Below are 12,817 nucleotides of genomic sequence, written 5' to 3' on the forward strand. Positions count from 1 at the left end.
TTTGCGCGTTATATTTTCTAGATATTGGCGCAGCCGACGGGGATCGACCCGATACGGCGCCCGCTTGCGATTCAGTTACAATACGTGCCCGCTGGAGTACGGCAATAACAGGCCCGGTTCTTGCAGAACCATTACCCGGGCATCGCAACCGCGCCGGATCGCCCATCCGCCACCCGGCCGCGGCCGATGCGATCTGCCGCGCAGTACCGGTTCGCCGCGCGCGCAAATCCGCGCCAGGCCTGTCCTGGTATTTGAGAACCGGTTTTCCAGAGGCTTTCGGCCCCGCGACGGCAAATCGCAAATGATTGCAAGCGGCAGTTGCGGGTAATCCCAAAGTGCAGGCACTATCTCCTGATTTGCCGCACATTGAAGAAGCAAGCAGATGACGAAGAAACTCTTGACCGAAGCCGAAATCCTGAAGATGAGCGACAAGGATTACATGAATGAGGATCAGCTCGCCTTCTTCAAAAATCGGCTCGAACAGTTGCAGGCGGACATCCTCAAGAACGCAGGCCAGACGACCGAGAACCTGCGCGAGACGGTGATCGTCCCCGATCCCGCCGACCGCGCGACGATCGAGGAAGAGCACGCGCTCGAGCTGCGCACGCGCGATCGCGAGCGCAAGCTCCTCAAGAAGGTTCAGCAGTCGCTCGCCCGCATCGATTCCGGCGACTACGGCTGGTGCGAGGAAACCGGCGAACCGATCGGCATCCCGCGCCTGCTCGCGCGTCCGACGGCCACGCTGTCGCTCGAGGCGCAAGAGCGCCGCGAGCTGCGCCAGAAGCTGTTCGGCGACTGATCGAGCGGCGTTCCGCTCCGACACGCTGCTTCCCGAAAGCGCGCGGCCTGCCGCGCGCTTTTTGTTTTTCCGGCACCCGTTCCCGGCCCGCCGGCCGATTTGCGTCCCCCTCTTGATATCCCGGCGCCCGCCCTAAAATGAAACGGACGCGCGCCGGGCCGCTCCCCGGCGCACTGCGGATTCACGCGGCGGCGCGTCGCGCCGCCCGACTCTTCCCCGTTTTTCTCAAGGAACGCAGATGGAGCAATTTCACGGCACGACCATCGTTTCGGTCCGGCGCGGCGACAAGGTCGCGCTCGGCGGCGACGGCCAGGTAACCCTCGGCAACATCGTCATGAAGGGTGGCGCGCGGAAAGTGCGGCGGATCTACAACAACCAGGTACTGGTCGGATTCGCGGGCGGCACCGCCGATGCGTTCTCGCTGCTCGATCGCTTCGAGGCGAAGCTCGAGAAGCACCAGGGCAACCTGACCCGCGCGGCCGTCGAGCTCGCGAAGGACTGGCGCACCGACCGGATGCTGCGCCGCCTCGAGGCGATGCTGATCACGGCCGACGCGACCACCACGCTCGTGATCACCGGCAACGGCGACGTGCTCGACCCGGAAGGCGGCATCTGCGCGATCGGTTCGGGCGGCGCCTATGCGCAGGCCGCGGCCCGCGCGCTCGCGGAGAACACCGAGCTGTCGCCGCGCGAGATCGTCGAGAAGTCGCTCGAGATCGCCGGCGACATGTGCATCTACACGAACCACAACCGCATCATCGAAACGATCGAGTAAGGACCGCCCCATGAGCACCATGACCCCTGCCGAGATCGTCTCGGAACTCGACAAGCACATCATCGGCCAGGCCAAGGCGAAGAAGGCCGTCGCGGTCGCGCTGCGCAACCGCTGGCGCCGCCAGCAGGTCGCCGACCCGCTGCGCCAGGAAATCACGCCGAAGAACATCCTGATGATCGGGCCGACGGGCGTCGGCAAGACCGAAATCGCACGACGCCTCGCGAAGCTCGCCGACGCGCCGTTCATCAAGATCGAAGCGACCAAGTTCACCGAGGTCGGCTACGTCGGCCGCGACGTCGACAGCATCGTGCGCGACCTGATCGAGATCTCGGTCAAGCAGACGCGCGAATCCGAGATGCGCAAGGTGCGCAGCAAGGCCACCGACCAGGCGGAAGACCGCATCCTCGACATCCTGCTGCCGCAGCCGCGCGCGGTGGGCTTCGGCGGCAATGCCGACCACGCGAACGACGACAACAACGCGACGCGCCAGACCTTCCGCAAGCGCCTGCGCGAAGGCCAGCTCGACGACAAGGAAGTCGAGCTCGACCTCGAGCAGCCGTCGGCCGGCATGGACATCATGGCGCCGCCGGGGATGGAAGAAATGACCGAGCAGATCCGCTCGATGTTCTCGAACCTCGGCAGCGGCAAGAAGCAGCGCCGCAAGGTGAAGATCAAGGAAGCGCTGAAGCTGCTGACCGACGAGGAAGCGGCGAAGATGCTCAACGACGAGGAAGTGAAGACGAAGGCCGTGCAGAACGTCGAGCAGAACGGCATCGTGTTCCTCGACGAGATCGACAAGATCACGTCGCGCAACAACGAAGGCAGCGGCGGCGAAGTGTCGCGCCAGGGCGTGCAGCGCGACCTGCTGCCGCTCGTCGAGGGCACGACGGTCAACACGAAGTACGGGATGGTGAAGACCGATCACATCCTGTTCATCGCGAGCGGCGCATTCCACCTCGCGAAGCCGAGCGACCTGATTCCCGAACTGCAGGGCCGCTTCCCGATCCGCGTCGAGCTCGACTCGCTGTCGGTGAAGGATTTCGAGGCAATCCTCGTCGCGACCGATGCCAGCCTCGTCAAACAGTACCAGGCGCTGCTCGCCACCGAAGACGTGCAGCTCGAGTTCGCCGAAGACGGCATTCGCCGCCTGGCCGAGATCGCGTACGCGGTCAACGAGAAGACCGAGAACATCGGTGCGCGCCGGCTCTACACGGTGATCGAGAAGCTGCTCGAGGAAGTGTCGTTCTCGGCCGGCAACCACGCCGGCGAGCGCGTGACGATCGACGCGCAGTATGTCGACCGTGCGCTCGGCGAAGTGTCGCAGGACGAAGACCTGTCGCGCTACGTGCTGTAACGCGCGCGGTGGCGAATGCGAAACGGGCGGCTCCTTCGGGGCCGCCCGTTTTCGTTGGGGCGGCCGGCCGCTGCCGCCGCGCCGCTTACTGCCGCACCGGCTTCTTCGCGAGCTTGCGCTGCAGCGTGCGGCGGTGCATGTTCAGCGCGCGCGCGGTTGCCGAAATGTTGTTGTTGTTCTCCGCGAGCACGCGCTGGATGTGCTCCCATTCGAGCCGGTCGACCGACAGCACGACCGGATTCTCGAGCGCCTCGTCGGCCTGCACTTCGCTCGCGTTGGTCTGCAGCGCGGCCAGGATCGACTCGATGTTCGCCGGCTTCGCGAGATAGTTGTCGGCGCCTTCCTTCACGGCCTGCACGGCGGTCGCGATGCTCGCGTAGCCGGTCAGCACGAGAATCCGCGCGTCGGGCTGCAGGTCGCACAGCGGCGCGATCAGGCTCAGCCCCGAATCGTCGCCGAGGTGCAGGTCGACGGTGATGAACTGGAACTTGCCGCCGGCCGCGAGCCGCAGCGCCGCCTCCTTGTCGTGCGCCTGCTGGACCGCGTAGCCGCGGCGCTCGAGGCCGCGCGCGAGCGTGCCCGCGAACACCTCGTTGTCGTCGATCACCAGGAAATTGTTCTCGCTCATGTGGTTTCTCCGTCTACGTGTTGGTTGAAGCGGCCGGCGCCGTGACGCGCGCCACCGGCAGGCGCAGCACCGCGCGGGTGCCGCGGCCGGGGACGCCAGCCGGGCGGCTGTCCGGCGCGGCTGCCGCTCGTTCGCTCGCGCGCTGGCCCGACGCAGCAGCTGCATGACCGTTCGCACCGCCACCCGCGCGCCCGTTGCCGCCCGCCGCGCGCGGCGTGACATCGGACAGCTCGACCTCGCCGCCGAGGCGCGCGGCCGCGCTGAACGCAAGATACAGGCCGACCCCGTGTCCGCCCTGCGTGCTGTCGACCGGCATCGCGCCGAGCGATTCGCGCAATGCGGCCGGAATGCCCGGGCCGTCGTCGCATACTTCGAATTCGATCTGGTCGCCCGCCCGGTCGTTGTGCGCGAGCTTCGCGGCCAGCGTCACGCGGTGCGGGCTCGCCCGCGCGGCATTGTCGAGCAGGATCGTCAGGATCTGGCCGGCCGCGACCGTGTCGTCGAGCGCGACGCCAGACGGGCGCGCACCCAGCAGCTCGAACTGCACGTGCGGATGCCGCAGGCGCCAGTGCTCGACGAACGTGTCGAGCCAGTCATCCACCGGCTGACGGCTCGCCGGCGCGCTCGCGCGGCTGCGCAGCCGCGCGAGCGCCGACGTGCAGAGCGTCATCTGTTCTTCCAGCACCTTCAGGTCGCCCTCGTAGCGCGCGAGCCCCGGATCGGCGCGGGCCGCATCGCGCAGTTCCTCCGCGAGCATCGCGATCGTCGACAGCGGCGTGCCCATCTCGTGCGCGACGGTGGCCGCCTGCACGCCGAGCGCGACCGCCCGCTCGTCGCGCAGCAGGTGCGCCTGCGCCTCGCCGAGCGCCGCATCGCGCTGGCGCAGCGCGTTCGACATGCGCGCGACGAACCATGCGATCAGCCCGACGCTGACCATGAAGTTCGCCCACATCCCGGTGCGGTAGTAGTCGAACAGGTTCGCCGGGTTATCCATGTTGAGCGGCACCGAATCGAAGCCGAGCGCCGCGTAGCACGCGACCGCGAACGCCGCGAGCCAGATCATCAGGTGCCACGGCAGCACGGCCGCCGCGATCGCGAGCGACGGCAGGTACAGCGACACGAACGGGTTGGTCGTGCCGCCCGACAGGAACAGCAGCGCCGACAATGCGCCGAGGTCGACCCACAGCTGGCCGAGCAGCTCGAAATTGGTCTCGGGCCGCGCGCGCAGCACGCGCACCCAGGTCAGCGCGTTGAAAACGATTTCGAGCGCGATGACCATCAGCATCGCCGGCAGCGGCAGATGCACGCCGAAATAGGTCTGCACGACGCCGATCGTCACGAGCTGGCCGATGATCGCGAGATTGCGCAGCCAGAACAGGTGACTGAGGTTGACGCGCCCGGTGGTGGTGATTCGTTGCATCCGAGCAGTTTACCCGTTTAGCGCCCGGCGCCTCTACCGGGGGCCGGATCGGTGGGGACGAACGGAGCACCGGGCGAGCCGGCGTCGCATCGGGTTGCACGGGCCGGCAACCGTCAGCCGGCCGCACCGGTCATGCGTTGCGCGATCTCGTCGGCGAGGCACTCCGGACAGCGGCAACGCGTACCGGCTGCCGACGGCGCGCCGCCGGGCAGGGCCGGCATCGATGCACACCAGCACTCGAACGGCTGCGTGCCGGCGCCGCAGTCGAAGCCGCGCCCGCAGTGCGGGCAACGCGCTCGGCGCGGGGTCGAACGGGCGGCGGCGGCGGAATCGGTCATGGCTCAAGCGTGAAAGCGGGCATGCACGTCGCCCTACGCGACAAGCATAGCGCGGCGCACGGATTTTGCACGTCTGCCGTCCGGCCGATGCGTGCCGCCGACACCGCGCCGCACGCGGCGCACGTCGCCCCGCTCGCGCCGCCGGCGCGGGGGTCGGCGCGGGGGTCGGCGCAGGGTTCGGCGTGGGGTTCGGCGTGGGGTTCGGCGTGGGGTTCGGCGTGGGGTTCGGCGTGGGGTTCGGCGCAGGGTCCGGCGCAGGGTCCGGCGCCATGGCCGACGGGCCGCCGCGCGTGGCGCCGGGCCCGCGCGATCGGCCGTCCGGCCAGCCCAAAAACCCGATGCTGCGCTGCGCCACTCCTGTACAATTCGCCCTGTTTCAACCGTTCCCAGCCAGAGCCGCCGCCATGTCCGAGCCCATCGACCTCTCGCAGATCGCCCCCACGCTGAAGGCAGAAATCCTCGCCGAGGCGCTGCCGTACATCCGCCGCTACCACGGCAAGACCGTGGTGATCAAATACGGCGGCAACGCGATGACGGAAGAGCGGCTCAAGCAGGGTTTCGCGCGCGACGTGATCCTGCTGAAACTGGTCGGCATCAATCCGGTGATCGTCCACGGCGGCGGCCCGCAGATCGATCATGCGCTGAAGAAGATCGGCAAGGCCGGCACCTTCATCCAGGGCATGCGCGTCACCGACGAAGAAACGATGGAAGTCGTCGAATGGGTGCTGGGCGGCGAAGTCCAGCAGGACATCGTGATGCTGATCAACCACTTCGGCGGCCATGCGGTGGGCCTGACGGGCAAGGACGGCGGCCTGATCCATGCTCGCAAGCTGCTGATGCCGGACCGCGACAATCCGGGCCAGTACATCGACATCGGCCAGGTCGGCGAAGTCGAGGCGATCAACCCGGCGGTCGTGAAGGCGCTGCAGGACGACGCATTCATCCCGGTGATCTCGCCGATCGGCTTCGGCGAGGACGGCCTCTCATACAACATCAACGCCGATCTGGTCGCGGGCAAGCTCGCCACGGTGCTGAACGCCGAGAAGCTGCTGATGATGACCAACATCCCCGGCGTGATGGACAAGGACGGCAACCTGCTGACCGACCTGTCGGCGCGCGAGATCGACGCGCTGTTCGAGGACGGCACGATCTCGGGCGGCATGCTGCCGAAGATCTCGTCGGCGCTCGACGCGGCGAAGAGCGGCGTGAAGTCGGTGCACATCGTCGACGGCCGCATCGAGCACTCGGTGCTGCTGGAAATCCTGACCGAGCAGCCGTTCGGCACGATGATCCGCTCGCATTGAGCGCGCGCCGCAAGACCACCCGCCCCGACCTGCCGGCGTCGCTGCGACGCCGGCGCATCTCCCGCAGCCGGCCGCGCGCCGGCTCGCCTGTCTGGCTGTTCGATCTCGACAACACGCTTCACCACGCATCGCACGCGATCTTCCCGGAGATCAACCGCGCGATGACGCAATACATCATCGACACGCTCCACGTCGGGCGCGTCGAAGCCGATCGCCTGCGCACCGGCTACACGCAGCGCTACGGCGCCGCGCTCCTCGGCCTCACGCGCCACCATCCGATCGATCCGAACGACTTCCTGCGGGTCGTGCACACGTTTTCCGACCTGCCCGCGATGCTGCGCGCCGAGCGCGGCCTTGCGCGCATCATCGCCGCGCTGCCGGGCCGCAAGTTCGTGCTGACCAACGCGCCCGAGAACTACGCGCGCGCGGTGCTGCGCGAGCTGCGCATCGAACGCCTGTTCGAGCGCGTGATCGCGATCGAGCACATGCGAGACCGGCGTGCGTGGCGCGCAAAGCCCGATCACACGATGCTGCGCCGCACGCTGCGCGCCGCGCACGCGCGGCTCGCCGACGCGATCCTCGTCGAGGATACCCGCAGCCACCTGAAGCGCTACAAGCGCCTCGGCATCGGCACCGTATGGATCACGGGCCACCTTCCGGGTCATCTGCCGAACATCGGCCGGCCGCATTATGTCGACCAGCGCATTCGTTCGTTAAAATCGCTGCGACTGGGCACACGATCGGGGCGACAAAAATGCAGCCGACTTACCCGCAGGACCAAGCCGTAACGGAAGACCAGGCCACGCCGTCCCGCCCGCGCCCGAAGCCGGGCGAGCGGCGCGTGATGATCCTGCAGACGCTCGCCGCGATGCTGGAGGCGCCGAAGCCCGAAAAAATCACGACGGCCTCGCTCGCGGCCCGGCTCGACGTGTCGGAAGCCGCGCTGTACCGGCACTTCTCCAGCAAGGCGAAGATGTACGAAGGGCTGATCGAGTTCATCGAGCAGGCGCTGTTCGGCCTCGTCAACCAGATCGTCGCGAAGGAGCCGAACGGCGTGCTGCAGGCACGCACGATCGCGCTGACGATGCTCAATTTCGCCGCGAAGAACCCCGGCATGACGCGCGTGCTGACCGGCGAGGCGCTGGTCGGCGAGGACGAGCGGCTCACCGAGCGCGTGAACCAGCTGCTCGACCGGATCGAGGCGACCGTCAAGCAGTGCCTGCGGGTCGCGCGCACCGAATCCCAGGCGCCCGACGGCGCGGCGCCGTTCGTGCTGCCGGCCGATTACGATCCCGCCGCGCGCGCAAGCCTGCTCGTCAGCTATGTGATCGGCCGGTGGCATCGCTTTGCCAAAGGCGGGTTCCAGAAGCCGCCCGGGGAACAGGCCGATGCGCATTTGCGGCTGATTCTGCAGTGACGCGCGCTTCCATCCGACTCGGCACGACCGGACAAGTGAGCCAGCGCTTCTCGATATCGGCCAGCCTCCGCGTGGAAGGAAACCTGTCCGACTACTCGGTGGCCACGGGGCAATTCACGGCAAAGTACCGCTGCTGGTAACGCGGCCAGCGGGTCGCACGCCCCGATGCAATCCGCCTCCGGCGGAATTCCGCTATACTTTGCCGACTTGCCGCCCCCTTGGCGGCAGGCCGGAAGCGCGCCGATTTGCTGACTCGATTGCGGGCGCGCGAACCGGCCGGGGCCTTGACGCGTCGATGCGTCGTTCCCCGGCGGTTCACTACAAATGCGGCTAAAGAGGTCGTCAGCCGCGCACCTTCGACTCCGCGCCTCGCCGACACCATTTAGCCGCCCAGTCATATGGCATAAGGCGGAACGAATGGAATCGATCGGCATCGTCGCTCCACAGACCATGCACTTCGCCGAACCGCTGCGCTTGCAAAGCGGCAGCGTGATCGGCAACTATCAGCTCGTCGTCGAGACGTACGGCGAGCTCAACGCCGCGCGCTCGAACGCGGTGCTCGTCTGCCACGCGCTCAACGCGTCGCACCACGTCGCTGGCGTCTACGCGGACGATCCGCGCAGCACCGGCTGGTGGGACAACATGGTCGGCCCCGGCAAGCCGCTCGACACCAACCGCTTCTTCGTGATCGGCGTGAACAACCTCGGGTCGTGTTTCGGCTCGACCGGCCCGATGAGCGTCGATCCGTCGACCGGCAAGCCGTACGGCGCGCGCTTCCCCGTCGTCACCGTCGAGGACTGGGTGCACGCGCAGGCGCGCGTCGCCGACGCATTCGGCATCGAGCGCTTCGCCGCCGTGATGGGCGGCAGCCTCGGCGGGATGCAGGCGCTCGCGTGGAGCCTGATGTATCCGGAGCGCGTCGCGCACTGTATCGACATCGCGTCGACACCGAAGCTGTCCGCGCAGAACATCGCGTTCAACGAGGTCGCACGCTCGGCGATCCTGTCCGATCCCGACTTCCACGGCGGCGACTACTACGCACACGGCGTGAAGCCGAAGCGCGGCCTGCGCGTCGCGCGGATGATCGGCCACATCACGTACCTGTCCGACGACGACATGGCCGAGAAATTCGGCCGTGCGCTGCGCCGTGCGGACGGCGCGCTCGACGCGTACAACTTCAGCTTCGACGTGGAGTTCGAGGTCGAGTCGTACCTGCGCTATCAGGGCGACAAGTTCGCCGACTACTTCGACGCGAACACCTATCTGCTGATCACGCGCGCGCTCGACTACTTCGATCCGGCGAAGGCGTTCGACGGCAACCTGACGGCCGCGCTCGCGCACACGCAGGCGAAATACCTGATCGCGAGCTTCTCGACCGACTGGCGCTTCGCGCCGGCGCGTTCGCGCGAGATCGTGAAGGCGCTGCTCGACAACAAGCGCACGGTCAGCTACGCGGAAATCGACGCGCCGCACGGCCACGACGCGTTCCTGCTCGACGACGCGCGCTATCACAACCTGCTCCGCGCGTATTACGAACGAATCGCCATCGAGGTGGGGGCATGAACCAGCAAGCACTCAATTCCCTGTCCGCCCGCGCGGACTTCCGCGCGATCGCCCGCTGGGTCGAACCGCGCGCGACCGTGCTCGACCTCGGCTGCGGCGACGGCTCGCTGCTGTCGCTGCTGTCGGAAGAACTCGACGTGTCCGGCTACGGGATCGAACTGAACGACGCGGGCGTGCTCGCCAGCGCGAAGAACGGGATCAACGTGATCCAGCAGAACCTCGAGGACGGCCTGCGCCTGTTCGAGGATCACAGCTTCGATTTCGCGATCCTGTCGCAAACCCTTCAGACGATCCACCAGACGGCCGCGATCCTGCGCGAAACCGCGCGCGTCGGACGCGAATGCATCGTGTCGTTCCCGAACTTCGGCTACTGGGCGCACCGGTTGTCGGTGCTGCGCGGCCGGATGCCGGTGTCGAAGTCGCTGCCTTACCAGTGGCACAACACGCCGAACGTCCGGGTGCTGACGATCAAGGATTTCGAGGCGCTCGCGCCGGAAGTCGGCGTCACGATCCTCGACCGCATCGTGCTGCACGAAGGCCAGCCGATTCGATGGGGAGCGAACTGGCGTGGTAGTCTTGCTGTCTATCGCGTCAAGCGCAGCTGAGCCGGGGGGGCCGTTGACGGACGCCGACGGCCCGCACGCACGTACGGCCGCGCTCCTGTGCTACCCGCGCCGCCGCCTGCGCTGCCGCCGCCATCAGTCAACGCTACCCAGTTTCCGTCCATGTCCAAAACGCCACACGAGGCGCCCGCACTCACCGCTCACGAGGATCACCCCGGCTGGCGCGCCTATCTGAACACGCACATGCTGATCTGCGTGTTCCTGGGCTTCACGTCGGGGCTGCCCCTGTTCACGCTCGTCTACCTCGTGCAGGCATGGCTGCGCTCCGAGGGCGTGAACCTGAAGGAAATCGGCCTGTTCGCGCTGATCCAGTTCCCGTATACGTGGAAGTTCCTGTGGGCGCCGCTGATGGACCGCTACATCCCGCGCCTGCCCGGCTGGCGGCCGGGCCGCCGGCGCGGCTGGATGCTGCTCACGCAGGTGCTGGTCGCCGGCGCGATCGCCGCGCTCGGCTTCGTGTCGCCGCGCGACTCGATCTGGACGGTCGCCGCGCTCACGACGCTCGTCGCATTCTTCGGCGCAAGCTCCGACATCGTGATCGACGCCTATCGCCGCGAACTGCTGCGCGACACCGAGCAAGGCCTCGGCAACGCGGTACACGTGAACGCATACAAGCTCGCCGCGCTGATCCCCGGCTCGCTGGCGCTGATCCTGTCCGACCACATGCCGTGGGACGCCGTGTTCGCGCTCACCGGCGCGTTCATGCTGCCGGGTATCCTGATGACGCTGCTCGTGCGCGAACCGGAAGTCGTCGGCGCGCCGCCGCGCAACCTGCGCGACGCGATCGTGCTGCCGTTCCGCGAATTCATCCAGCGCGACGGCTGGAGCGGCGCGCTGCTCGTCATCGCGTTCATCTTCCTGTTCAAGATCGGCGACACGATGGCCACCACGCTGTCGACGTCGTTCTTCCTCGACATCGGCTTCACGCGCACCGAGATCGGCATCGTCGCGAAGACCACCGCGCTCGTCGCGAGCGTCGCCGGCGGCATCATCGGCGGCGTCTGGCTCGTGAAGATCGGGATCGGCCGCGGGCTGTGGATCTTCGGCGCGCTGCAGATGGTGTCGACGCTCGGCTTCGCATGGCTCGCGCAACTCGGCCCCGGCTCGCCGGTGCTCGCGATGCTGTACGACTTCACGGTATCGACGAGCCACGCGATCGCGGCGGCGCTATCCGTGTTCGGCGTCGCGGTCACGCCGCAATTCAGCCCGATGACGGTCGCGCTCGCGATCGTCTACGGCGTCGAAACCTTCACGACCGGCCTGACGATGGCCGCGTTCGTCGCGTATATCGCGAGCACGACCGATCCGCGCTACACGGCCACGCAGTTCGCGCTGTTCACGAGCCTCGCGTCCGTGCCGCGCACCCTCGCATCGGCCGCGAGCGGCTTCATCGTCGCGAAGATCGGCTGGTTCGACTACTTCATCGTGTGCACCGCGCTCGCGATCCCCGGCATGCTGCTGCTGTTCAAGATCGCGCCGTGGAACGGCACCGCGCGCAACGGCGAGGCCAGCCGTGCGCAATGACCGCCTGCATCGCGTGGCGCGCGTCGCCGCCGCGCTGGGCGTCGGCTTCGCGATGCTCGGCGCGGCGGGAAGCGCTCATGCGTCCGACACCGTTGCGGCCATGGCCGGCTCCGCGCCCGCTGCCCCGGCATCGCCGTCCACACCGGCTGCATCCGCTCCCCCGCCTGCAGCCGAAGCCGCGCAGCCGACCGGCGCCGCCGTGCCCGCGAAAGCCTATACGCCGGCGCCGCAGCAGGTTCGCTACGGCAATGCGATCGCGTTCCGCACGCTGATCCCGTCGCCGCTGCTCGAACAACTCACCGCGAACGAATACGCGCAGATCGTCCAGGCCGCCGCCGACAGCGACCGCCTGCTGCCCGCGAACCAGCCGCGCGTGAAGCGGCTGCGCGCGATCGTCATGAAGCTCGCGCCGTATTCGGTGAAGTGGAACGATCGTGTGAAGGGCTGGGCGTGGGACGTCAACGTGATCCGCTCGCGCGACATCCGCATCACCTGCCTGCCGGGCGGCAAGGTGCTCGTGTACGGCGGGCTGCTCGATCGCGTCCGCCTGAACGACGACGAGTTCGGCGTGCTGATCGCACACGGCATCGCGCATGCGCTGCGCGAACACGCGCGCAGCAATTTCAGCGCGACGTCGCAAACGTCGCTGCGCGCGGCCACGCTGCCGCCGCTGTTCGGCGTCGGCGATCCGCTGCCGCAGGCGCTGAACCTCGGCGAACGCCTGCAGACGTTGCGCTACGACCCGACCGATGAAACCGAAGCCGACGTGATCGGCGGCGACATCGCGGCCCGCGCGGGCTTCGATCCGCGCGCGGCGATCACGCTGTGGGACAAGCTCGCGGCGGCGACGCGCGCGAACAAGACGTCGGGCTTCATCTACATGCATCCGTACAGCGCCGCGCGGCGGCAGGATCTGCTGAACCGCCTGCCGGACCTGATGCCGCTGTATGCGAAGGCGACGGCCAAACGCGTCGACACGCTGCCCGACTACGCGGGCATCAGCGCGCAGCGACGCAAGGTCGTACGGCGCTGAGCGCCGCACCCGGCGGCTTCCCCGGGAATCACCGGCACG

13 protein-coding genes are annotated in these 12,817 nt (G+C 67.7%); 10 read left to right on the forward strand and 3 right to left on the reverse strand.

Going from position 1 to position 12,817, the window contains the following annotated elements; all coding sequences use genetic code 11:
- Nucleotides 1–382 precede the first annotated feature (382 nt).
- The 3 genes from dksA to hslU all read left to right on the forward strand — a co-directional run bounded on the left by dksA (nt 383) and on the right by hslU (nt 2,928).
- Complete coding sequence (gene dksA / locus DIE02_RS17900) at nt 383–799, forward strand: RNA polymerase-binding protein DksA (protein ID WP_006477498.1); 417 nt, start codon at nt 383–385, stop codon at nt 797–799.
- A gap of 238 nt (nt 800–1,037) precedes the next feature.
- Entirely contained in the window at nt 1,038–1,574 is a 537-nt protein-coding gene (gene hslV, locus DIE02_RS17905) for an ATP-dependent protease subunit HslV (RefSeq protein WP_006760749.1), read from the forward strand.
- A 10-nt stretch (nt 1,575–1,584) separates the two neighbouring features.
- Nucleotides 1,585–2,928 (forward strand): ATP-dependent protease ATPase subunit HslU, encoded by a 1,344-nt coding sequence (gene hslU, locus DIE02_RS17910; protein ID WP_044847842.1) that lies wholly within the window; start codon nt 1,585–1,587, stop codon nt 2,926–2,928.
- Between the two features lie 85 nt (nt 2,929–3,013).
- Here hslU and DIE02_RS17915 read toward each other — a convergent pair whose 3' ends face one another.
- The 3 genes from DIE02_RS17915 to DIE02_RS17925 form a co-directional block, all read right to left on the reverse strand.
- A complete protein-coding gene (locus DIE02_RS17915) occupies nt 3,014–3,556 on the reverse strand; it encodes a response regulator transcription factor (protein ID WP_044847841.1) in 543 nt (180 codons plus the stop codon).
- Nucleotides 3,557–3,569: 13 nt separating this feature from the next.
- A complete protein-coding gene (locus tag DIE02_RS17920; RefSeq protein ID WP_124486690.1) occupies nt 3,570–4,976 on the reverse strand; it encodes an ATP-binding protein in 1,407 nt (468 codons plus the stop codon).
- Nucleotides 4,977–5,089: 113 nt separating this feature from the next.
- On the reverse strand, nt 5,090–5,314 hold the full coding sequence (locus DIE02_RS17925) for a cysteine-rich CWC family protein (RefSeq protein WP_124486691.1): 225 nt from the start codon (nt 5,312–5,314) through the stop codon (nt 5,090–5,092).
- A gap of 404 nt (nt 5,315–5,718) precedes the next feature.
- Between DIE02_RS17925 and argB the strand changes: the two genes are divergently transcribed.
- From argB to DIE02_RS17970, 7 genes are all read left to right on the forward strand, one after another.
- A complete protein-coding gene (argB, locus tag DIE02_RS17935) occupies nt 5,719–6,618 on the forward strand; it encodes an acetylglutamate kinase (RefSeq protein ID WP_006490510.1) in 900 nt (299 codons plus the stop codon).
- Nucleotides 6,615–7,406 carry an HAD-IA family hydrolase gene (locus tag DIE02_RS17940; RefSeq protein ID WP_124486692.1) on the forward strand — a complete coding sequence of 264 codons (792 nt, stop codon included), beginning with the start codon at nt 6,615–6,617 and terminating at the stop codon, nt 7,404–7,406. The genes argB and DIE02_RS17940 overlap by 4 nt, the downstream gene beginning before the upstream one ends.
- Entirely contained in the window at nt 7,373–8,035 is a 663-nt protein-coding gene (slmA, locus tag DIE02_RS17945) for a nucleoid occlusion factor SlmA (RefSeq protein WP_124486693.1), read from the forward strand. The genes DIE02_RS17940 and slmA overlap by 34 nt, the downstream gene beginning before the upstream one ends.
- 417 nt (nt 8,036–8,452) lie before the next feature.
- Entirely contained in the window at nt 8,453–9,598 is a 1,146-nt protein-coding gene (locus DIE02_RS17955; protein ID WP_124486694.1) for a homoserine O-acetyltransferase, read from the forward strand.
- A complete protein-coding gene (gene metW, locus DIE02_RS17960; protein ID WP_044847830.1) occupies nt 9,595–10,203 on the forward strand; it encodes a methionine biosynthesis protein MetW in 609 nt (202 codons plus the stop codon). The genes DIE02_RS17955 and metW overlap by 4 nt, the downstream gene beginning before the upstream one ends.
- Nucleotides 10,204–10,323: 120 nt before the next feature.
- Nucleotides 10,324–11,745, forward strand: coding sequence for an AmpG family muropeptide MFS transporter (locus tag DIE02_RS17965; RefSeq protein ID WP_124486695.1), 1,422 nt, complete (start codon nt 10,324–10,326; stop codon nt 11,743–11,745).
- On the forward strand, nt 11,735–12,778 hold the full coding sequence (locus DIE02_RS17970) for a M48 family metallopeptidase (protein WP_124486696.1): 1,044 nt from the start codon (nt 11,735–11,737) through the stop codon (nt 12,776–12,778). Before DIE02_RS17965 ends, DIE02_RS17970 begins: the two co-directional genes overlap by 11 nt.
- Nucleotides 12,779–12,817: the final 39 nt, after the last annotated feature.

The sequence above is a fragment of the Burkholderia sp. Bp8991 genome (genome assembly GCF_003853795.1).
Lineage (GTDB): Bacteria > Pseudomonadota > Gammaproteobacteria > Burkholderiales > Burkholderiaceae > Burkholderia.